At 38.0% G+C, this 22,625-nt stretch carries 21 protein-coding genes and 1 pseudogene; 18 read left to right on the top strand and 4 right to left on the bottom strand.

All coding sequences use genetic code 11. From position 1 onward, the window contains the following. The first annotated feature begins 26 nt into the window (after positions 1-26). From guaB to ACJAT0_RS03115, 11 genes are all read left to right on the top strand, one after another. Complete coding sequence (gene guaB, locus ACJAT0_RS03165) at positions 27-1,499, top strand: IMP dehydrogenase (protein WP_415180484.1); 1,473 nt, start codon at positions 27-29, stop codon at positions 1,497-1,499. A gap of 3 nt (positions 1,500-1,502) precedes the next feature. Then, complete coding sequence (locus tag ACJAT0_RS03160; RefSeq protein WP_415180483.1) at positions 1,503-2,117, top strand: fumarylacetoacetate hydrolase family protein; 615 nt, start codon at positions 1,503-1,505, stop codon at positions 2,115-2,117. Further along, entirely contained in the window at positions 2,114-2,449 is a 336-nt protein-coding gene (locus tag ACJAT0_RS03155) for a hypothetical protein (protein ID WP_415180482.1), read from the top strand. Before ACJAT0_RS03160 ends, ACJAT0_RS03155 begins: the two co-directional genes overlap by 4 nt. Beyond that, positions 2,450-3,706 (top strand): CinA family nicotinamide mononucleotide deamidase-related protein, encoded by a 1,257-nt coding sequence (locus ACJAT0_RS03150; protein ID WP_415180481.1) that lies wholly within the window; start codon positions 2,450-2,452, stop codon positions 3,704-3,706. Positions 3,707-3,765: 59 nt separating this feature from the next. Then, positions 3,766-4,005 (top strand): 50S ribosomal protein L28, encoded by a 240-nt coding sequence (gene rpmB, locus ACJAT0_RS03145; protein ID WP_415180480.1) that lies wholly within the window; start codon positions 3,766-3,768, stop codon positions 4,003-4,005. Positions 4,006-4,025: 20 nt separating this feature from the next. After that, positions 4,026-4,211: a 50S ribosomal protein L33 gene (gene rpmG / locus ACJAT0_RS03140; RefSeq protein ID WP_374004095.1), complete on the top strand. Its 186-nt coding sequence runs from the start codon at positions 4,026-4,028 to the stop codon at positions 4,209-4,211. 7 nt (positions 4,212-4,218) lie between these two features. Continuing rightward, positions 4,219-4,371, top strand: a complete 153-nt coding sequence (locus ACJAT0_RS03135) for a DUF4295 domain-containing protein (protein ID WP_374004094.1) — start codon at positions 4,219-4,221, stop codon at positions 4,369-4,371. 685 nt (positions 4,372-5,056) lie between these two features. Then, positions 5,057-6,010, top strand: coding sequence for a signal recognition particle-docking protein FtsY (gene ftsY / locus ACJAT0_RS03130; protein ID WP_374002411.1), 954 nt, complete (start codon positions 5,057-5,059; stop codon positions 6,008-6,010). 225 nt (positions 6,011-6,235) lie between these two features. Further along, positions 6,236-7,834, top strand: coding sequence for an amidase family protein (locus ACJAT0_RS03125; RefSeq protein ID WP_415180479.1), 1,599 nt, complete (start codon positions 6,236-6,238; stop codon positions 7,832-7,834). Positions 7,835-8,090: 256 nt separating this feature from the next. Further along, entirely contained in the window at positions 8,091-8,426 is a 336-nt protein-coding gene (locus ACJAT0_RS03120; protein ID WP_415180478.1) for a hypothetical protein, read from the top strand. Between the two features lie 13 nt (positions 8,427-8,439). Further along, positions 8,440-9,048, top strand: coding sequence for a DUF1684 domain-containing protein (locus ACJAT0_RS03115; protein WP_415180477.1), 609 nt, complete (start codon positions 8,440-8,442; stop codon positions 9,046-9,048). Between the two features lie 86 nt (positions 9,049-9,134). Here the strand turns inward: ACJAT0_RS03115 and ACJAT0_RS03110 are convergent, their stop codons facing one another. The 3 genes from ACJAT0_RS03110 to ACJAT0_RS03100 all read right to left on the bottom strand — a co-directional run bounded on the left by ACJAT0_RS03110 (position 9,135) and on the right by ACJAT0_RS03100 (position 11,852). Next, positions 9,135-10,313: a hypothetical protein gene (locus ACJAT0_RS03110; RefSeq protein WP_415180476.1), complete on the bottom strand. Its 1,179-nt coding sequence runs from the start codon at positions 10,311-10,313 to the stop codon at positions 9,135-9,137. A gap of 148 nt (positions 10,314-10,461) precedes the next feature. After that, on the bottom strand, positions 10,462-11,178 hold the full coding sequence (locus ACJAT0_RS03105; protein WP_415180475.1) for a VanW family protein: 717 nt from the start codon (positions 11,176-11,178) through the stop codon (positions 10,462-10,464). Next, positions 11,175-11,852 (bottom strand): class I SAM-dependent methyltransferase, encoded by a 678-nt coding sequence (locus ACJAT0_RS03100; RefSeq protein WP_415180474.1) that lies wholly within the window; start codon positions 11,850-11,852, stop codon positions 11,175-11,177. The genes ACJAT0_RS03105 and ACJAT0_RS03100 overlap by 4 nt, the downstream gene beginning before the upstream one ends. A gap of 165 nt (positions 11,853-12,017) precedes the next feature. Between ACJAT0_RS03100 and rimO the strand changes: the two genes are divergently transcribed. Further along, the gene (gene rimO / locus ACJAT0_RS03095; RefSeq protein ID WP_415180473.1) at positions 12,018-13,328 is read left to right on the top strand and encodes a 30S ribosomal protein S12 methylthiotransferase RimO; all 1,311 of its coding nucleotides are present in this window, start codon (positions 12,018-12,020) and stop codon (positions 13,326-13,328) included. Between the two features lie 475 nt (positions 13,329-13,803). Here rimO and ACJAT0_RS03090 read toward each other — a convergent pair whose 3' ends face one another. After that, positions 13,804-15,690 (bottom strand): ABC-F family ATP-binding cassette domain-containing protein, encoded by a 1,887-nt coding sequence (locus ACJAT0_RS03090; RefSeq protein ID WP_415180472.1) that lies wholly within the window; start codon positions 15,688-15,690, stop codon positions 13,804-13,806. A gap of 225 nt (positions 15,691-15,915) precedes the next feature. On the opposite strand from ACJAT0_RS03090, the pseudogene ACJAT0_RS03085 reads away from it, so the two are divergent. From ACJAT0_RS03085 to ACJAT0_RS03060, 6 genes and pseudogenes are all read left to right on the top strand, one after another. Next, positions 15,916-16,737, top strand: a pseudogene (locus ACJAT0_RS03085) (3'(2'),5'-bisphosphate nucleotidase CysQ family protein). Between the two features lie 168 nt (positions 16,738-16,905). Further along, on the top strand, positions 16,906-17,724 hold the full coding sequence (locus ACJAT0_RS03080) for a polysaccharide biosynthesis/export family protein (RefSeq protein ID WP_415180471.1): 819 nt from the start codon (positions 16,906-16,908) through the stop codon (positions 17,722-17,724). Position 17,725: 1 nt separating this feature from the next. Next, positions 17,726-20,167 (top strand): polysaccharide biosynthesis tyrosine autokinase, encoded by a 2,442-nt coding sequence (locus ACJAT0_RS03075; protein ID WP_415180470.1) that lies wholly within the window; start codon positions 17,726-17,728, stop codon positions 20,165-20,167. A gap of 1 nt (position 20,168) precedes the next feature. Beyond that, a complete protein-coding gene (locus ACJAT0_RS03070; RefSeq protein WP_415180469.1) occupies positions 20,169-21,023 on the top strand; it encodes an ABC transporter permease in 855 nt (284 codons plus the stop codon). Next, entirely contained in the window at positions 21,023-21,850 is an 828-nt protein-coding gene (locus ACJAT0_RS03065; protein ID WP_415180468.1) for a polysaccharide pyruvyl transferase family protein, read from the top strand. Before ACJAT0_RS03070 ends, ACJAT0_RS03065 begins: the two co-directional genes overlap by 1 nt. Beyond that, on the top strand, positions 21,847-22,625 hold a 779-nt coding region (locus ACJAT0_RS03060), incomplete at its 3' end, for an ABC transporter ATP-binding protein (protein WP_415180467.1). The genes ACJAT0_RS03065 and ACJAT0_RS03060, both read left to right, overlap by 4 nt.

Here is a 22,625-nt window from a genome sequence, read left to right as displayed (position 1 = left end):
TTTTGCGTGCAATAAAATTGTATTGCATGATTTCCCACGATTCCAAATTCTTAGGTGAAGGATTAACCTACGACGACGTACTTCTTGTACCTGCCTATAGCGAGGTGCTCCCTAGAGAAGTGAATATCAAAACTAAATTTACTAGAAATATAACACTCAATGCTCCCGTGATTTCTGCAGCGATGGATACAGTCACTGAAAGCCGTATGGCAATTGCTATGGCTCAAGAAGGAGGCATAGGTATTCTACATAAGAACATGACTATTGAAGCGCAAGCCCAAAAAGTACGTCGTGTAAAACGGGCAGAAAGTGGTATGATCATAGATCCAGTAACTTTGACAGAGGAGGCTACTATAGGTGATGCAAAAGCCAGCATGAGAGAACATAGCATAGGGGGAATTCCTATCATCGATGCAAATGGTTATATAAAAGGGATCATCACGAATCGGGATTTGCGTTTTGAAAAAAATGATGCGAGACTGGTTTCAGAAGTAATGACATCAGAAAATTTAGTAACAGCAAAAGCAGGAACATCACTTCAAGAAGCTGAGGTTATTTTACAAGAATATAAGATTGAAAAATTACTAGTTGTTGACAATGAAGGCAAGCTAGAAGGTTTAATCACCTTTAGAGATATAACAAAACTAACGTTACAGCCCAATGCAAATAAAGATACGTACGGTCGTTTGCGGGTGGCTGCTGCTATAGGTGTTACTGGTGATGCGGTAGAAAGAGCGGGTGCATTAGTTGCCGCTGGGGTAGATGCGGTTGTTATCGATACGGCTCACGGTCATACAAAAGGCGTGGTAGATGTGTTGAAATTGGTTAAAGCACGTTTTCCTGATCTAGAAGTAGTGGTAGGAAATGTGGCTACTGCTGAAGCTGCTATATACTTAGCAAATGCTGGAGCAGATGCGGTAAAGGTAGGAATAGGTCCTGGATCTATTTGTACAACTCGTGTGGTAGCGGGAGTTGGCTTTCCCCAACTAAGCGCCATTATGGAAGTAGCTCATGCATTGAAGGGAACAGGAGTTCCCGTAATTGCAGATGGCGGAATTAGATATACAGGAGACATTCCTAAAGCTATTGCTGCTGGAGCTGATTGTGTGATGTTAGGATCCATGCTTGCTGGAACAACAGAATCTCCTGGGGAGACCATTATTTATGAAGGTCGTAAATTTAAATCTTATCGTGGAATGGGATCTGTGGAGGCGATGCAGCACGGTTCTAAAGACCGCTACTTTCAAGACGTAGAAGACGATATAAAAAAACTAGTTCCAGAAGGAATTGTGGGCCGGGTGCCTTATAAAGGGGATCTAGTTGAAAGCATGACGCAATTTTTAGGCGGTTTAAGAGCAGGAATGGGGTACTGTGGAGCAAAGGATATTGAAACCTTAAAAGCATCAGGTCGTTTTATTAAGATTACCGCAGCTGGAATGATGGAAAGTCATCCTCATGATGTGACCATTACTAAAGAAGCTCCTAATTACAGTAGGTAGAGTATGAAGATTATTTGCATAGGTCGCAATTATACCGATCATATAAATGAATTGGCAAATGAGCGGCCCGAAGAACCCGTAGTTTTTCTAAAGCCAGATACGTCTATTTTATTGCACAAACAGCCCTTCTTTATTCCACCATGGACAGATGATGTTCATCATGAAGTAGAAGTAGTGGTAAAGATCAATCGCATCGGGAAACATATCGATCAAAAATTTGCTCATAAATACTATGAAGAAATAGGTTTGGGAATAGATTTTACAGCGAGAGATGTGCAACAAAAGCTTAAAGAAAAAGGTCTGCCTTGGGAAAAATCCAAAGCGTTTGACGGAGCCGCGGCACTATCAAAAGATTTTATACATAAAAGGGATTTGCCAGAAATGGACAACATCGATTTTCAATTATTTAAAAATGGGGTGTTGCAGCAAGACGGAAATACGTCACATATGCTGTGGAAAATAGATGAAATCATTGCTTATATTTCACAATACTTCACTCTTAAAATAGGAGATTTAATTTATACAGGAACACCTGCAGGAGTTTCTAGAGTGCAAGAAAATGATATTTTGACAGGGATCCTTCACGGCAAAGAACTCTTTAAAATAAAGGTGAAATGAAAAAAGTTTTTTACAACCTATCTCGAATAATAGAGCTGTCTGATAATGATTCAGAATTTATAAAATTAATGGTGGCCACCTTTATCACAGAAATGTCTTCAGATCTTGACGCACTAGCAGTCGCGGTGTTAGAAGAAAACAGAGCAAACGTACATAGTTATGCGCAAAAAATGAAGCCTTCTCTGGAGTTGTTTGGATTAAAAGGGCATCATATGGCACTCAAATTAGAAACTTGGGGGGAAGGTCAAGACGAAAAAGATATCCATGAAGATTTCATGTATTTGCATCAAGAACTGGAAGAAACTTTAATCCAACTCAGAAGAGACTTCTAAATGAAAGCAACTATAATTACGATAGGGGATGAGATTCTCATAGGTCAGATCGTGGACACAAATTCTGCTTGGATCGCTCAGGAGCTAAATAAAATTGGAGTTTATGTACATGAAATTATTTCTATAAGTGACAGTAGAGATCATATTTTGTCTGCTTTCGCGAAAGCGGAATCGCAATCCGATATCGTACTCATAACAGGTGGATTAGGACCTACAAAAGATGACATCACCAAAAAGACCATATGTGACTACATGAACGATGAGTTGGTCCTCAATCAAGAAATACTGGACCATGTAACGCAGCTGTTTGCTAAGTACATCAAAGATGCTATGGTAGAAATGAATAAAGCGCAAGCAATGGTTCCTTATAAAGCGGAGATTATCAAGAATAATTTTGGAACAGCACCAGGTATGTGGTTGGTCCATAACGAGGTGATTTTTGTTTCCATGCCAGGGGTACCTTTTGAGATGAAAGAAATAATGCGTGGTGGCGTATTGCCTAAAATCAAGGCGATCCCAGGTTTACCTTTTATACACCACAGAACCATATTGACAGCGGGACAGGGAGAAAGCACTATAGCCACAAGAATTGAGCAATGGGAGGATGATCTTCCAGAACATATTAAACTGGCTTATTTACCTAGTTTAGGAACCGTTAGACTGCGATTATCAAGTCGTGGCATGGATAAACTTTTTATAGAAAAAACAGTAGATGATCAGATTAGACTTCTTTTAAAACTTATAGAGGATATTGTCGTAGGGGAAAGTAATGAAGAGAGTCTTGTGGAACAAATAAGCCGTTTGTTCAAAGAACAAGGAAAAACACTTGTCACAGCAGAAAGTTGTACGGGTGGAAAAATAGCCAATTTAATTACAGAAATTCCAGGGGCTTCTGAATTTTTTAAAGGAAGTACGATTACTTATGCGACAGATTCTAAAGTAGTCATATTGGGAATTGACCCATCAATTATCGATCAATATTCTGTAGTTAGTGCTGAAGTAGCTGAAGCTATGGCTGTTGCTGCTAAGAGAAAGTTTAAATCAGATTACGCGGTTGCTACAACAGGTAATGCCGGTCCATCAAAAGGAGATAGCGACGCAAGTGTAGGGACGGTTTTTATAGGTGTCGCTACTGAAACGAAAAGTTTTGCGTTGAAATTCATGATGGGAAACCACCGAGAACGAGTGATTCAAAAGACGGTAAACAAGTCATTTGAATTGCTTCAAAAAGAATTAATGAAAAAGGCTGTAAAATAGTCTTGTGAGATCGAATAAAAAATCGTTATTTTGCATTCCGATTTTAAACAACAATAATCATGTCTCGAGTTTGTGAACTTACTGGAAAAAAAGCAATGACAGGGAATAACGTTTCCTTCGCTATGAATAAAACTAAGCGTAGATTTAACGTTAATCTTTTCAAGAAGAAATTCTATTTACCAGAAGAAGATAAGTGGATCACTTTGAAAGTATCTACAAGAGCAATAAAAAACATCAACAAAAAAGGAATTACTCAGGTAATTAAGGAAGCTCGCACAAAGGGTTTTTTGACCAAGTAGTTTTATAAAAGTTAAATAGGATGGCAAAAAGTAAAGGAAATAGAATTCAAGTAATTCTTCAATGTACAGAACACAAAGAATCTGGGATGGCAGGAATGTCTCGATACATAACAACGAAAAATAAGAAGAACACGCCAGATCGTCTTGAACTTAAAAAATTCAACCCGGTTTTGAAGCGTATGACCCTTCATAAAGAAATTAAATAATTAAGACATGGCAAAGAAATCAGTCGCATCCCTACAAACGGGAAATGTAAGATTAACAAAGGCAATAAAAATGGTAAAATCTCCAAAGACCGGAGCCTATACATTTGTAAGTGCTATTATGGCGCCAGACCTAGTTAGCGCTTTCTTAAACAAGAAATAAGTTACTTATCATATTTTTAAAAATGTCCTACCTGATGTAGGACATTTTTTTTGTGCTGAATAGAAGCAAATTTGTTGTGAGAAATTTATATAAAGCAGCATAGCCTACACCAGTTGTATCGGGAATACACCACGATTATCGATCGGGAGGTAAAAAGGAACTGGGAACACCTGCTGTATCAGGAGCAAATTTGAGATGGAAACTCTTCATTGCCCTATAGATTTTGTAGGAAAATTTTCTAATACGACCATTAGATCTTTATATCGCGCGCATTTGCGATGCGTTTTATGGATAGAAAATTGGCAAGGCTAGAGCAATCATTGCTTATAGTATAAAGCCATGTATAAGGTGAGAAACTCGCCTGTTTTATAGGGGCTACTTCTATCTGTAACCATATCGGTTATGCGCATTGTAAATGTCTTGTTAATGTACAGGAATCACAGAAGCCCGCAGCGCAATTATAAAGAAGGTCCTTTTCAGTAGGTTTTCCTTATGAAACGCAATAAAGCTCCTGTTTCTTTTTTCTTTCCAGCAGTTAAAGCGTCTGTATTCCATACTCCAGATTCATTTTTACAAGTCTTGCCTCTTGTTATTTGGTCTCACAAAATCGAAAAGTTATATGTTTTCACTATGTAGCTATTATTGCCTCTAACTTTCTTATTTTTGTATTCATTCTAAATTAGCCATGAGTTTTTTAAAAAAAATATTCTCAAAAGAGAAAAAAGAGACCCTAGACAAAGGACTGGAAAAGTCTAAAACTAGCTTCTTTGATAAATTAGGTAAATCGGTCGCTGGTAGATCTACCGTAGATGCAGCTGTTCTTGATGATCTAGAAGATGTTTTGATCTCTAGTGATGTAGGTGTTGCGACAACCGTTAAAATTATCGATCGCATCGAAGCTCGGGTAGCAAAAAATAAGTATTTAGGAACTTCAGAACTAGATCAAATCCTTCGGGAAGAGATCGCTGGATTAATGAGCGAGGTGAATCATGGTGATGCAACCGAATTCACTATTCCTGAAACAGAGGGTCCTTATGTAATCATGATTGTAGGCGTCAATGGAGTAGGGAAGACTACTACTATAGGGAAACTGGCCTACCAATTTAAAAAAGCAGGTAAAAAGGTGGTCCTAGGAGCCGGTGATACTTTTAGAGCAGCTGCTGTAGAACAGTTAGATATATGGGCGCAACGAGCAGGTGTAGAGATCGTAAAGCAAGCTATGGGAAGTGATCCTGCAAGTGTTGCTTTTGACACCTTACAAAGTGCCGTAGCTCAAAATGCAGATGTCGTTCTTCTGGATACTGCTGGACGGTTGCACAATAAAGTAAACTTAATGAACGAGCTTTCTAAAGTAAAGCGAGTCATGCAAAAAATAATCCCCAATGCACCGCACGACGTGATGTTAGTTTTGGATGGATCTACGGGACAAAATGCTTTTGAACAAGCAAAGCAATTTACGGCAACTACCGAGGTGACTAGTCTAGCGATCACGAAATTAGACGGTACGGCAAAAGGGGGTGTGGTGATCGGTATTTCAGACCAATTTCAGATTCCTGTGCGCTATATAGGTGTCGGAGAAGGAGTGGAAGATCTTCAGGTTTTCAATAAAGCTGAGTTTGTAGATAGCTTCTTTAATTAGAATTAGAACCGTCTCTACAAAAGAATGCGTGGAAACTGGTTCATAGAAAAGGAACAATCACTAATTTGGCCACAACTCATTAGATTTCCAGAATAAAGAGCTGGCATCTAGTTTTTATTATAGGAGCACAACGGTCTTGTAACTTTCTGACACATTAACCTTATAAAATTCTTGTAGCTGTTTTATTTTATCTGCGGGATTTTTACCTTTATACCAACGCATCCTATGAGACAAATACTGCTTTTTTTGCCTTTTCTTTTTTTAGCCTGTAAGTCGCCAGATACTAACCTAAACATTTCAAGTAAGGATTTTAGAGAGCTCAAAGTACTCGATTCTGAATACCTCGATAGGGATCAGATTTTTGGAGATTTGTTAGATGATGTTGTTCGCTTTCGCGGAAGCGACAACTTAAAAAGCCTTATTCTAGAAAAAAGCATCCCAGAGATTCAAGAAGCTATCGCTAGCGGACAATTTTCTTATAGAGATCTCACTCTATTTTATTTAAAAAGAATTTATAAGTACGACAGAGAAAACACGAAGTCATTAAATTCGGTGATTGCCATCAATCCCAATGCTCTAAAACAAGCCGATGCAGCGGACCAAGACTTGGCTTACGTAAAGAGAAATGAGGAACACCTCGCTTATTATTCCATCAAAGGAATGCCTATTCTTTTAAAAGATAATATCAATACAGAAGATATGCCTACAACCGCGGGTGCCGCTGTATTGTTAGAAAATAGAACATCGCAAAATGCTATAATTGTAACTCATCTAAGACAAGAAGGTGCCGTAATTCTAGGGAAAGCAAACTTGAGCGAATGGGCTTATTTCTTTTGTGGCGACTGCCCTAGTGGGTATAGCGCTGTAGGAGGACAGACGTTAAATCCTTATGGAAGGAGAACTATGGATACCGGTGGATCTAGCAGTGGTAGTGGCGTTAGTGTGGCAGCAAATTTTGCAGTTGCTGCTGTAGGAACAGAAACTTCTGGATCTATACTATCTCCAGCTTCACAAAATAGTGTCGTAGGTTACAAACCCTCTACAGGAACCTTTAGTGGTTCTGGAATTGTGCCTATTTCTAGTTATTTAGATACCGCAGGGCCCATGACTAAAAACGTGATTGATAATGCCATTCTTACTCAAGCATTAGGGGCATCTTACGAGGTCATTGAAAAATACGGTGCTAATACTTTTGAAACGGCTGGTTTAAAAGGAGTGCGTTTTGGCGTGTGGACTTCTTTTAAAGAAAACCCTTTATATACCCAAGCCTTGTTAGATATTGAATCTTCTGGAGCGATACTGATTGAATTAGACGATACCAGACCCCAATTAAACGGATTTTTAAAACTTCTTAATGCAGACATGAAAAAAGATCTGCCTGTTTATTTTGCAGCGCAATCGCATGCCAAATTTAGAGGTTGGGACGTCGCTAAAGTCATGGAATGGAATAAAAGAGATTCGCTAAAATCAATGCCTTACGGACAAAGTCTTTTTAAAGGAATTATAGAAGAACCTGCTATTTCTGATGAGGAGTTTTTGAAATTTAAAAAAGACATGACGGCCAAAGCTGAAGAATATTTTTATAATTTGATGGAGAAGCACGACCTGAACGGTTTTGTTTCTATCAACAACTATACTGCTGGAGTTGCCGCCGCAGCATTCTTTCCAGCAATGACGGTTTCTATGGGCTATAACGACCAGGGACAACCTTTTGGGCTTACGTTTATAGCACCTAATAGAGAAGATAAATTGCTTTTTGATTGGGCCGCAGCTTATGAGAAAATGACAAAACACAGAGTGATGCCTCAGGATTATAAGGACTAAAATACAGCTCATCCAAGCAGATATAGTCGTAAGACCGCTTGTGTTGACATTTTGATATCTTTATGCGTAGTTTATTTGTGCGGGATTTATCCAAGCATTCTTTTTAGACAAGTCCAGCTCAGGGAAGTGTGGAGCATCATAGGTAAGGGATGCTAGTTGGAGCTAGAGTCGAAAAGGTTCTCATATCGAGAACGACAGGAATAAATGCTGCGTCAAGTGTGAGAAATAATAATTGAATCATAATTAAATACATAAATTGGAAGACAACAAACCACCCATTCTCAACAGTAAAAACATGGCGCTTATTACAAAGATCATAGCGATCTATGCCGCTTTTTATCTCTGCGTCATCATCGTGCAGCTGCTAACCAATCCTTTGTCAGATAATCCTTTGAGACCTGAAAACTCTTATGATCCCGTATATTTTATGGCGGCTATTCATGTGTTGGTTTTGGTGATATGCGGTGCTAGTGTATGGTTTAAAAAATTTCATTGGGCAGTGACGCTCGTGTGTGCATTGATCGTTACTTTATCTCGGTTTTATTACAATGAGATTTCAGAGTATATTTGGAGCATGAGTTCTACTGTTTAATAAATAAAGACCAATGAAAAACCTACTCACTTTCCTGCTATTTGTCTTTAGTGCAGGTTTATGTGCTCAAGATTACGAGCAGGAATCTATAGACTATCGTAAAAAGCTGTCTTTAGAATACAAATCTGGTGAGAACCAGGTCTTGACCGATAGAGAAAAGAAGAACTTTGGCTATTTGAATTTCTATGACTTTGATCCAGAATTTGTGGTAGAGGCAACATTTGAAAAGTTAGATAATACCGAAGAGTTAAAGTCAAAGACTTCTACAGCGCGCATAGCAACTTATACCAAATACGGTTATTTACATTTTACTTTAAAGGGACAGAAGTGTAAACTGCTTGTTCTTTTTAGTCCGAGCCTTAAAGACGATCCAGAATATTACAATTACCTAACGGTTGAATTTACAGATGAGACTAATGGAAAAGATTCTTACAAAGTAGGCCGCTATATGGAATTGAGAGCACCATTAAGTGATAAAGTAATGCTCAATTTTAATGCTACCTACAATCCGTATTGTGCGTACAGTGACCGATTCTCTTGTCCTATTCCTCCGGCTGAGAATCATTTGTCTCTAAGAGTAAAAGCAGGAATAAAAAAAGGTTTTAAGAGTTTTAGGAAGTAAAAACTATACCCGGAAACTATTTGAATTTATTTTCTTTTAAAAGCTAATGATTGAAAACTAACCAATCTAAACAAAAGAATTGTGCTTTACAAAAACTTATAGCCCAAAGCAAAAGTAAGTCTAGAGAAGTTTTTACTGGTAAATTCAGTAGGTGCAAGTGTTCGTGGAAAAGTGCTTATTTCTGTAATAGTGCCATACTCAACAAAAGCATAAAAATTTTGGAACGCATCTATATGAAGTCCAATATTAAATGCCTTGGGATTATCTCTTATTTCAGTATCATAAAATATACTTCCATCATCTCTTATGGTAGACGCATTTCTGTCTCCAATATAAATGAAAGGCTCAAAAGAGATGGATGGTGAAATAGTAAAATTGTTGAAATGTATATTGTATTTAAAACCTAATTGACAAGAGATGAAATGAAGTGCTACTTCTGTAGTTGCATCTCTACGTGATAAATTAGACTGAGGGAATAGAACCGAGTTGCCGCTCGCGTACAGAGATGTATGATAGTCTATACCTGCAAAAAATGTAAGATGATTACTTATTTCATCTATATGAAAAAATGTTTTGAATCCAAAACGAACATTAGACCCTGATAAGCCATTTGAACTTACATTTTCATTTTGGTTAGACACCCCTATGTTATAGTTGCTGTATCCTACATGGGCTCCTAAATTGAAAAATTTAACTTTATTTTCTTGTTCGAGTTCGATCGCTGTAGGATCTGATTCAATGTAGAATGCTATTAAACTGGATCTTTTGTAAGCAACATTATTAAACTCAATAGGTTTTTTGTTGTTAGGATTGAAATTTTTAAAAAGCCATTCTCTAAAATTTATTTGATTATTTTCAGAAGTCTTCAATAGCAAAGTAAATTGCTCTCCTTTTTTGTGGACGTATAATGGCTTTTCATTCTCATAAAACACGTACAAAGAATTTTCGCCGCCTACTAGTTTTCTTAAAATCTGCTTTTTATTAGAATCGTAATTTTTAACAATTGCAGTTTCTATAACAAGATTTTCATTATCAGACTTGATTTCAACAAAGTCAGAAGCATTTAAAATCATCTTATTTTTAGAACTGGCAGCACTATAGACGTTTAGTTCATTATTATTAGTAATTACGTATTCTCTGCCTTTAAAATAAATAGTCTCGGAGGCTTTATCACTTCTAGTTAATGTTCCTGGATAAAATGTAGATTGTGCGGTACCGCAAATGGAGAAAAATAAAAGCAGTCCTAAAGTAAAATTCTTGATCATTTTGGCGTGTTTAAAATAGAAATATATAGCATATCCGTATGCACTTTACTTTTTTAAGTTTTTTTTAAGATTTATAATAAACCATTTGATTCTTGACCATACTTCTAATTTATTTGATGTGAAGCAATTATATAATTATTGTAAACGTTCAGATGTGATTTAAATATTTATATCTAGAAACGGCTAGCAATTCGTTTTTATCATTCTTAGTCTCTACCGTTTTATAGCCTTCATTAGAAATGAGTTCCCAGCTTATTTGATGTTCTTTTATAGGCTGGTTGCTGCAGAGGATAACGTCCAACTCGTCTTCTCTAAACTGAATTTTAAAAGTGATATTTTGGTTGAGATTGTTTTTAAATCTCAGGTCTTTGTACCCATAAACTACGGTGGCGTCGCTGCCTAACGGTGTGTACCTAGAGGCTTCTGTGTAGATGTCTATCGAATGATGGTGACGTTCAGTGATTTCTAGGCCGGCTTTTAGTAAGGCGATATACATCATGCCAGACAGCTGGCATAAGCCACCACCATAATCTTCTTGGAGTTTTCCTGCGATGAGATTGCGCCCTTTTTTAAAGCCATTTCTTGGAATAGGGGCGGTAACGACATGCCAGTAGGAGAACGATTCTCCAGGCTGGATCATCAAGTGTTCCATTTTTTGATAAGCCAGTTTAATATTGTGTACTTTATTACGTGCCCCAGCGTTGTTTTTGATAGGTTGCGTTACTGTGATACGGCACTTAAAATTTTGGGGTACTGTTCTACTAACTGCCAGTTGTTTGTAAAAACCACTCTGCTCATCAAGGCGAGCTCTTTTAAAAAGTTGCCATTGCAGTTTGAATGCTTTGGGAATCAGTTTGCGAATCATTTTTTCTCTAAAATTATAGTGATATAACTGCTGAACGACTTTAAAAAACTCTTGCATAGCAATTGGTCCACTCTATGGAACCAGGGACGTATTTGAACGGGTAGTTTATGAATAGGTAGGAATAAAAAACCTCTAGAGTATCTGATGGTGAAAAGCTCTTTAGAAAGTTCTTGAATATCAGAAAGGTCATAACTGGTCGCTCCATGCCAGTTTGCAGCTTTATAGCCCAATAATTCCCTGCGCTTTTTAGACGGGAAATCAAATAGGAACTTGCCCTTAGGTTCTAAAATACGATGCGTTTCTACCAGAATGTTTTTGAGGGTCTTTTCATCCAGATGCATCATGACATGAAAGGAGTAGATTTTTTTAAACGTATCGTTTTCAAAACCAGTTGCCTCTCCACTCGCTACTTGAAACTGTTTTTCGGGATGTTTTTTTTGAGCAATGGCTATCATTTCTACACTTGGATCGATTCCGTAGGAGGCATATTCTAAGAATCGGCCTGTTCCACAACCTAAATCTAGTTGATGTTCCTGTTGTTCTTTACCTACGTACGTATCAAAAAAAGCTATTTCTTGTCGGTGGATAAAATCGCCGTAAGAATTGGCAAATCTGGACGTGTCATACTCTTGTGCGATGTTATCATAATAAGAAATGACTTCGTTTTCTTCCATCTTTGTTTGGTTTTCAGTGCCAAGCTAGCGGTAAAAATAGTGAAATACAAACGAGCTTTTTACCTATCAATTGGATTTTAATGATGGCGTTTTCGCGAAAGCGAGATAAAAACACGGCTCAACCACCCAGAAGTAGTAGCCTAAGTCGTAAATTTGCAACCGCTTATGAGAACAAAAACTAGAAAAAAGAACAAGATCAACGTAATCACTTTAGGTTGCTCTAAGAATGTGTACGACAGTGAAGTACTAATGGGACAACTGAAGGCCAGCGGTAAAGACGTAGTGCATGAGGAAGAAGGTAATATAGTCGTGATCAATACCTGCGGTTTTATTGATAATGCAAAGGAAGAGTCTGTGAATACGATTCTTGATTTTGTGGAACGTAAGAAAAGAGGTGAAGTAGATCAGGTTTTTGTATCTGGATGTTTATCAGAGCGTTATAAGCCAGATCTTCAAAAAGAGATCCCAGATGTAGATCAGTATTTTGGAACTACAGAGTTGCCGTCACTTTTAAAAGCACTTGGTGCTGATTATAAGCACGAGTTGATAGGGGAACGAGTTACGACCACGCCTAAAAACTACGCGTATTTTAAAATAGCCGAAGGTTGTGATAGACCTTGTTCTTTTTGTGCCATTCCATTAATGCGTGGCGGGCATAAAAGCACTCCTATTGAGCACCTTATTATCGAAGCAGAAAAACTAGCCGCAAAAGGAGTAAAAGAATTGATACTTATTGCTCAAGACTTGACGTATTATGGTCTTGATTTATATAAAGAAAGAAGACTGGCAGAATTATTACGGGAGCTAGCAAAGGTAGAGGGAATCGAGTGGATTCGCATGCATTATGCTTTTCCAACTGGTTTTCCGTTAGATGTTCTTGATGTCATGAAAAGCGAGCTTAAGGTTTGTAATTACCTAGATATCCCGTTACAACACATTTCTACGCCTGTATTAAAATCCATGCGTCGTGGAACTACTTTTGAAAAGACGAATGCGCTCCTAGAAAAATTCAGAACGCTGGTTCCAGAAATGGCCATACGTACGACATTGATTGTGGGGTATCCTGGTGAGACAGAAGAAGATTTTGAAATTTTAAAACAATGGGTAAGTGACCAGCGTTTTGAGCGAATGGGTTGTTTTACGTATTCTCATGAAGAAAATACGCATGCCTATAAGCTAGAAGATGATGTTCCTGCCGATGTGAAACAAGATCGCGCTAATGTCATCATGGAAATTCAATCTCAGATTTCATGGGAACTGAATCAGCAGAAGATAGGAAAGGAATTTAGAGTAATGATCGATCGCAAGCGAGGGAATCATTTTGTAGGTCGTTCTGAATTTGACAGTCCAGATGTAGATAACGAAGTGTTGATCGATGCAGATAAGCATTATCTATCTGTGGGTTCCTTTGTGAATGTGATTATTACAGAAGCAGAAGATTTTGATCTTTTTGCAGAACCCGTGGAGGAGAATTAGGTAGTAAACGGGTGTGTTCCTCCCAACTCTGTTAGAAAATTTAGCAGTCAGTAGCTATTTGGATGTGTTTGCTATGCTCTCAAATGTGAGTAGTCAACCACTTGTTATACCTGAAAATTTAAGAGTGTGGTTTACAATTAAAGTAACGTTTTAGTACGGTAATTTGTCAGGAATCCATGATCCCTAATGGATCGATATATAGACAATCATTGGGAACGCTCACGGGATCGGGAACAATTCAACCTTTTCCATCCCTGAAATTTGTCTTGACAAATGAACAGGGACTTAACAAAGGAGTTTTTAAATTTGGAGAGGAGTTTTATTTTAAATACAAATTTGATTTCCAATAAGGCCAACTCTCTTTCCTGTCACCTATGCATTCCGTGGCAAAGGAAACGCCTAAAGGAACGTCAGGTACACCCAGAAACATTTTTTTTATTTTGCGAAAAAAAACTTAGATCTTGAACCGTAAGATTTAATTTTTAGCGATTTGCTCACTTAATTCCAGCCATTCCATTTCTGCTATTTCTTGTTGGGATTTGGTTTTTTCAAGTTGCACGGAATTTTCGGTCATTTGATCTGCATGGATGTCTGGGTTTAGAAAACTGTCTTGGAGCTTTTTCTTTTGTTCTTCCAGTTGCTTGATTTTGTTTTCCATACGCGAAAGCATTTTTTGTTGCTCTCTAGTAGGTCCGGAGGTAGGAGTTGTTTGTGGTGTAGCTATTGCTTTCTTAACGGGTGCTGGAGTTACTTCACCTGCATCTTTATCTAGAACGAGGTCTGTATTTCCTACGTAAGCTCTGAAGTCACTGTAGTTTCCTGGGAAATCAGTAATGGTACCAGATTGATTAAAGACAAACAAATGATCTACAATTTTGTCCATAAAGTAACGGTCGTGACTGACTACGATAATACAGCCAGGGAAATCCATTAAGAAGTTTTCCAATACATTTAAAGTAGGAATGTCTAAATCGTTAGTAGGTTCATCAAGAATCAAAAAGTTGGGGTTCTGAATAAGAACGGTACATAAATACAATCTCTTTTTCTCACCACCGCTCAGTTTTTCTACAAAGTCATGTTTCTTTTTATTATCAAAAAGGAACCGTTCCAATAACTGGCTTGCACTGATTATTTTTCCTTTGTTTAAAGGAATGAACTCGCCGTATTGTTTTACTACGTCTATAACCTTCATTCCAGGTTTTGCCTCGATACCACCTTGCGTGTAATAGCCGATTTTGAGCGTTTCTCCTAGAACAACTTTACCAACATCCGGATCTAAGTCACCGGTAATCATGTTCAAGAAAGTCGACTTTCCCGTTCCATTTTTACCAATAATTCCCAATCGCTCTCCACGTAAAAAGTTATAAGAAAAGTCTTTGATCAAGTGATTATCACCAAAAGATTTACTAATTCTATGCAATTCTACGACCTTGGTTCCCAGTCGTTGCATGTTGATCTCCAGTTCTACTTGATGATCTTTACGTCTGTTACTCGCAGCTTCCTTAATTTGATAGAAATCGTCTATACGAGACTTTGATTTGGTACGACGTGCTTTAGGCTGGCGGCGCATCCAAGTCAATTCCTTTTTAAAGAGCTGTTGTGCTTTTTCTTGATTGGTCTGTTCTACATCTAGGCGTTCTTGCTTTTTCTCTACATAATAGGAATAGTTTCCTTTGTAAGTATACAGCTCGCCTTGATCTAGTTCTATAATTTCATTACAAACACGATCTAAGAAATAACGGTCGTGAGTTACCATAAGAATGGTGTAGTCTTCTTGTTTAAAATAAGCTTCTAGCCATTCGATCATCTCTAGATCTAGGTGGTTAGTAGGCTCATCTAGAATCAACAATTGTGGATCTGACAGCAATACCATTGCCATAGCGATGCGTTTTTTTTGTCCACCACTTAGCTTTCCTACTTTTTGGGTAAGGTCGTCTAGTTTTAATTTAGAGAGAATCTGACGGTATTTGGTTTCAAAATCCCAAGCATTTGCTGCGTCCATCGCATCCAGTGCTTTTTGCATCAGGTCTGCATCGTCTGGATTTGCCATGGAGTGCTCATAGTCTGCTATGATTTTCATGGTAGGCACATCACTGTCTAGGATTACTTCTTCGATAGTCATGTCTGGATTGAGATTAGGTTCTTGCGATAAGAATGCCATTCTCAGGTCTGTTCTATACGATACATTACCACTATCTGGCTCCTCAGCGCGCGTGATGATGTTGAGCAGTGAGGATTTACCATATCCGTTTTTTGCTACAAAACCTATCTTTTGTCCTTGATTGATTCCAATGGAAAGGTTTTTAAAAAGCACTTTATCTGCAAAGGCTCTGGTAACGTTTTCTACGGTGATGTAATTCATGGTAATATCGCTTAATTAAGAAATGCAATATTACGGTAGTATCATAAGGTATTTCAACTTTTTTCAGGATCTTTTAATTGTAATTGTCTCGCTTCTGCTCTGAGCTTCTCCAGGTTGATTTTTTAATTTTTAAATAAAATTAAAAAACGGTAATAAGAAAATACTACCGCCTCTAAAAAACGATAAGCAGTTGTTAAGTGTCGGTTAAAGGATTCGTGTTTTTGTGTGGTTAAAAATTTAGATGCGATTCACCCTGATCTATTATTTTATAGCATACAAGCGGCCATTGCTGCTGTTGATGGGATTTTAGAAGTATACCTTCAGGATACCACAGAGACCGTTTCTAAGGCAGATAAATCGCCACTATCACAGGCAGATCTTGCCTCTAATGCCATGTTAATGGAATATTTAAGGAATTTGGGGTTCCTATTTATAAGTGAAGAGATCAATAATGAATCCTATAGAAATAGAAAGGACTGGGAGGAATGCTGGATGATTGATCCATTGGAAGCTACCAAAGAATGTATCAATAGAAATGCTGAGTTTATCGTGAACATTGTATTGCTGACCGATGGAAAGCTGTAATTAGGGATTATTTATGTTCCTGTTACTGGTGTGCTGTATGATACACATACGGAAATGATGGCTTCTTATACGTACCGGCTTGCTGGTAACTTGCCAGAATTTGAGGAATTCTTTGAAAATTCAGAAGTACTGGTTCCTAATAAGGATAAGAAAGTACTTAAAGTGGTGGGAAGCAAATCACACAGCAATGAGGCGATTATTGCTTTTGTAGAAGGCCTTAAAAATAAAACGGATCGCGAGATAGAAATTGAAAGTCTAGGAAGTTCTTTAAAGTTTTGTTTGGTATTTTCTGGTTTATGTGAAATATATGCTCATTTTGAACCAACTATCGAATGGGATACGGCTGCAGGGCAAGCTATTTGTGAAGCTGCTGGATTGCAAGTTTTAAATGCGAAGACTCAGGAACCTTTGCAGTATAATAAAGAAGATTTACACCATCCATTTTTTATAGTCAGTCGATAGGGAAGTTTTTAAAGAAACGCCACATCGCAAACAAAAAATAACTAGTGCCTTGCGAATTACTGCTTGTGTGATTAGTTTCATTCTCACGTGTTTTGTCACTTTCAAATTGAAACCATACGTGATATTTGAAGCAATAATTCTATATTGCATGTTATATACTTATGATACATGAGAAAGCTGTTAGGCCTTTTAATTATTTTTTTACTAGTGCTAGCCAGTTCATGCGTGCCTACTCGTAAAATCACCTATTTGCAGGAGTCTCGCACGGTTAAAAACGATTCGTTGATTACCTTTCAAAAAGTCCAATCTCCTTACCGATTACAAATTAACGATATCTTGAGTATACAGATCAAAGCACCTTTTGATCCAAGTCTGGTCTCTATGTTTAATGCAGGTGTTGGACAAGGCGCAGCCCAAGGCGGTGGGCAAGCTGGAGCACAAGCCGCGGGTCTTTATTTTAATGGCTATACGATTGATCAACATGGGGACATACGGGTGCCCCGATTGGGTAAAATACAAGCACTGGGTTTTACACTAGAAGAATTGACAGAATTAATCGAAAAACGTTTGCTTACCGAGTACTTTAAAGAAAATGCCGATTTATTTGTCACGGTACGTTTAGGAGGTTTGCGGTATGTCATGACTGGAGAGGTGAGTAGGATGGGGGAACAGGTGATTTTTAGAGATCAAGTAACCGTAGTAGAGGCCATTGCAAACGGCGGTGGTGTTCCTATAACAGGCGATTTAACTAATATAAGAATAGTACGGCAATATCCTGAAGGGGTGAAGGTGCACCATGTAGATTTAACACAACTGGATGTGATTTATTCCCCTTATTATTACATACAGCCTAATGACATGATCGTAGTAGATCCCTTGCCTCAAAAAGCTTTGGGAACTGGAACCACAGGTTTAGCCTCTTTTACCACTATAATTTCAGTTTTCACCGCATTGGTAACTACCTTATTGTTCTTTACACGTTTATAAAATGGAAGAAGAAGAAAGAGAAATAAATTCGTTAACTGGAATATTTGATATACAGCAGTTCTTATTAAAGCTGATTAAATTGTGGTGGTTGTTCCTTTTATGTATAGGTATAGCCAGTGGATATGCGTATTATAAAAATCAGTTTATACAGACGGTGCACAGTGCTAGTTCTTTAATCAGCATAAAAGATAATTCTAATCCGCTTTTTACCAGCAATACCAGTCTTACTTTTAATTGGGGTGGAACCACAGATAAAGTAACGACTGCCATCGTACAATTTAAGTCCCGCACGCACGCAGAGCAAGTTGTGGATGAGCTACAGTATTACATCAATTACTTTAAGGAAGGGGATTATTACAATGTTGATGCCTACAAGCAAACCCCTTTTTTTGTGTATGCAGACAGCAGTGTGGCTCAGCTGTACCGTGACAACATCAGAATCAAAGTACTGGATCAACAGACTTTTGAACTTTCTGCTACCTTCTCAAGTGCTACCGCTGGAGGCTATCATTATGGTGAGAAAAGAAACGAAACCTTAGAGGTACCGGAGGGCGACTGGAAGCAGCAATTTAAATTTGGTGACTCCATTGAATTGCCATTCCTTAAGGTGCTCATTGAGAAGCGAGCAGCGACAATAGCTACCGGAGGAGAATGGTTGTTTAACTTTGGAGATTATTGGGGAACGGTAAACAGCTATAAAAATATTACTATCAGACCAGCTCCTGACGGTTCTTCTATATTATTACTAAGCTTAACAGGCAGTAACAAGCAACGGCTGATTGATTATATCAATACCAGCTCTGTCATTCTCGAGCAAGGTGAATTGGAACGCAAGAATAAATTTGCCGTTAGTACGATTGAGTATATTGACAGTTCACTAGTCTTGCAGGAGAAAGCTTTGAGGAAATCAGAACAAGACTTGGAAGATTTTAAAGATACCTCACAACTTATTGATGTATTATCGCAAGGCGCTGATTTTAATCAACGATTGTCTGAATTTGAAATCGAGAAACGCGGGATTCAGAACAAATTGAATTATTACGATAATTTAAAATCTTATCTTAAAAATAAAACGGATTATTCTGTTGTTCAGGCACCATCTGTTGTAGGAATAGAAGAAGGGAGTATTTCTGCAGCTGTATTGCGATTGATCACGCTTTCTGAAGAACGCAAGAAAAGAGAGTTTGCCATGCGGTCCGACGCACCAGTTTTTAGAGAGATAGATCGGGATATCAATGCTGTTAAAGAGGTGATTTATGAAAATATAAAAAGCTCCAACTACCTCCTTAATATGGAGTTAGCAGCCTTGCAGGCACAGATCGGTACAGTAGAAGCTCAAATCAAAAAATTACCTAAAGAGCAACAGGAGTTCTTAAAGATCCAGCGTCAGTTTGATATGGATAACAATATTTACACAGTCTTTATGTCCAGAAGGGCTGAGGCAGAGTTGGTAAAAGCAGCCAATGTCTCTGATGTTTATGTAATTGATGAGGCAAAAGATACGGGCGGTGGTGGTACACGTAAAGATTCTAATATCAATTACTTAATTGCATTACTCATAGGCCTTGCGATTCCTATATCAGCGGCATTTCTACTCACTCTAATCGATAATTTTATTCATACCACTAAGGATATAGAAAAATTATCTAGAATACCTTTGATAGGTGTTATAGGTATAACAAACCATGCTACTAACCTTATCGTAAAGGATAAACCCCAATCTACCATAGCCGAATCTTTTAGAGGCATACGTTCCAGTTTGCACTTTATTTACAATCAAGACTCGCTCTATGGATCCCGCACCATAATGGTAACCAGTAGTGTAAGTGGAGAAGGAAAAACCTTTACCAGCATCAATCTAGCCACGGTTTTTGCCTTAAGCGGTAAGCGTACCATATTGGTCGGAATGGACTTAAGAAAGCCTAAGATTTTTGATGATTTTAATATTGAAAATGACCTAGGAGTATCTAATTACTTAGTAAACGATTGCAGTTTAAATCAAGTGATACGTCCTACAGGAATAGAAAACTTAGATATGCTACTCTCTGGTCCTGTGCCGCCCAATCCTAGCGAACTGATCATGACCCGACGTTGCGGTGAGATGATTGATCAATTAAAAAAGGACTATGATTATATCATACTGGATACGCCTCCTCTAGGCCTGGTGGCCGATGCATTAGAGATTGCTAAACACGCCGATGCTACTTTGTATGTAGTGCGTCAAGGCTATACTAAAAAAGCGATGCTGGATGTGGTGAATGAAAAACACCAACGTGGAGAAATCAAAAACTTGAGTTTTGTGTTCAATTACTTTAAAGATCGGGGTCAATACGGTTACGGTTATGGCGCCTATGGGAATGGCTATCATGAAGACGAGAAGAGAAAGAGTAAACTAAGCAACATAACAGATTTTCTATCTTCACTTTTCAATAAAAATAAGTAAAATGAAGCAAGAAGAATGGTTGTATGAAATCAAGCCTAAAGGGAAATTGATTGACTTAAACCTTAAAGAAATATGGAACTATAGAGACTTGTTAGTGCTTTTTATAAAACGAGACATCGTTACGGTTTATAAGCAAACCATATTAGGGCCTTTGTGGTTTATCATTCAGCCATTATTTACAAGTGTGGTTTTTACATTAATTTTTAATGAAGTTGCAGGTATTGATAATGGAGCAATCCCTAATTTTCTCTTTAATTTAACTGGATTAACACTTTGGTCTTATTTTAAAGAGTCTTTAAATGCGACTAGCAACTCTTTTAAGAGCAATGCAGGAATTTTCGGGAAAGTATATTTCCCTAGATTTATTTCGCCAGCCTCAAAGGTGCTATCGGCCTTGCTCAAATACAGTATTCAACTCTTAATTCTCGTTGTATTTTACGGGTATTATGCATACCACGGTATGGAAGTAAGACCATCTTACTACTTGCCTTTGCTGCTGGTTGTTATTTTAAATGTGATTTTACTTGCTATGGGTATAGGGATGATACTGTCTGCTTTTACTACTAAGTATAGAGATGTATCGCTTTTAGTAGGTTTTGGTTTAAATCTATTGATGTACCTTAGTGCAGTCATGTACTCCATGGATGTCGCAAGAGACAGACTCAAGGACTATTATTGGGCTGTAGAGTGGAATCCCATAGCGCATATTATAGAGAGTTATCGCAGTCTATGGTTTAATAGTTTAGAAATGTACTGGCCTGGGATCCATATGGGCTTAGCATTAGGTGTGGTTGTTTTCTTTATAGGTCTTATTTTCTTTAACCGTACAGAAAAAACCTTTATCGATACCGTATAATGGGAAAAGTCATAAGATTATACTGGTGGAGCGAGATTTATATCCAAAAAAAGCCTCAAGAAAACTATGGGGACTTGTTGGGTAAGTATGTAGTAGAGAAGATATCTAGAAAGAAGGTAAGCTGGGTGCGGGCTCAGAAGTTTTATTTTAGAAACTTGTTGGAACCCTTATATGTGACCATAGGTAGTGTGCTTGCTCATATCAATACCTATTGCATCGTATGGGGCAGCGGTATCAATTTTAAAGAAGAGTCTATTGCAAGAGGTACTTTTTTGGCTGTAAGAGGGCCGCTTTCGCGAAAGCGCCTCCTAGAACTAGGCTATGAATGTCCAGAAATCTATGGAGATCCAGCACTCTTATTGCCGCTTTATTTTGATCCAGAAATTCATAAAGAATATAGATTAGGCATCATACCTCATATCAATGATTTGGAACTGGTCAAAGAATTATACAAAGACCACCCAAGCATTCAAATCATTGATTTTAACACCAACGATATAGAGATGACAACAAAGCAAATTCTAGCCTGTGAGCATATTTTATCCTCTTCTTTGCATGGAATTATTGTCGCTCATGCCTATGGGATTCCTGCCGTACAGGTTCAATTTTCAGATCGCATCTTTGGTGATGGAGTGAAGTACCATGATTATTTTTTATCGGTAGATCTAGAAGTTTATGATCCTGTACCAATAGATCGATCTATAAACGAGAAAGATGCTATTTCTTTGATACAGCAGCATCCCAGCGCGCTTGCTCCATTACAAAAAATTTCTCTTATACAACAGGGTTTATTAGCTGTATGTCCTTTTAAAAATAGTGCCACATGAGTGATATCATATTAAAAGCAGAGAACATTTCAAAGCAATACCGTCTAGGACTAGTAGGTACTGGAACTTTAACTCACGACTTAAACAGGCTGTGGCATCGAGTAAGGGGTAAAGAAGATCCTTATTTAAAAGTAGGAGCCGTAAACGATCGCAGCGCTGCCGCTAGTTCTGACTACGTATGGGCTTTACAAGATATTAACTTTGAAGTAAAACGAGGTGAGATATTGGGTATTATAGGTAAAAATGGTGCGGGTAAATCCACACTACTTAAAATACTCTCTAGGGTCACCAGCCCCACGACAGGAAGCATAAAGACTAAAGGTCGCATCGCTAGCTTGCTGGAAGTAGGCACAGGAATGCATCCAGAACTTACAGGGCGAGAAAATATCTTTCTCAACGGTGCGATTCTAGGAATGAATAAAACAGAGATTTCTAGCAAGATTGATGAAATCATAGAGTTCTCAGGTTGCCAAATGTACATAGATACCCCCGTAAAACGTTATTCTAGTGGGATGCGAGTGCGATTAGGCTTTGCCGTTGCTGCTTTTCTAGAACCAGACATTCTAGTCGTAGATGAGGTACTCGCTGTAGGGGATGCTGAGTTCCAAAAAAAGGCCATAGGAAAAATGCAAGATATTTCAAATATTGCTGGGCGTACGGTACTTTTTGTAAGTCATGATATGACTGCAATACAAAATCTTTGTCAAAGAGTTTTAGTGTTAAAAAATGGAGGTATCGTTATTTCTGCACCAACTAACGAAGCAATTAATGAATA

Origin of the sequence: Nonlabens sp., from assembly GCF_047636915.1 — a bacterium.
GTDB lineage: Bacteria > Bacteroidota > Bacteroidia > Flavobacteriales > Flavobacteriaceae > Nonlabens.
The sequence above is the reverse complement of the archived record's forward strand: the minus strand, read 5'-3'. Positions and strand labels throughout refer to the sequence as shown.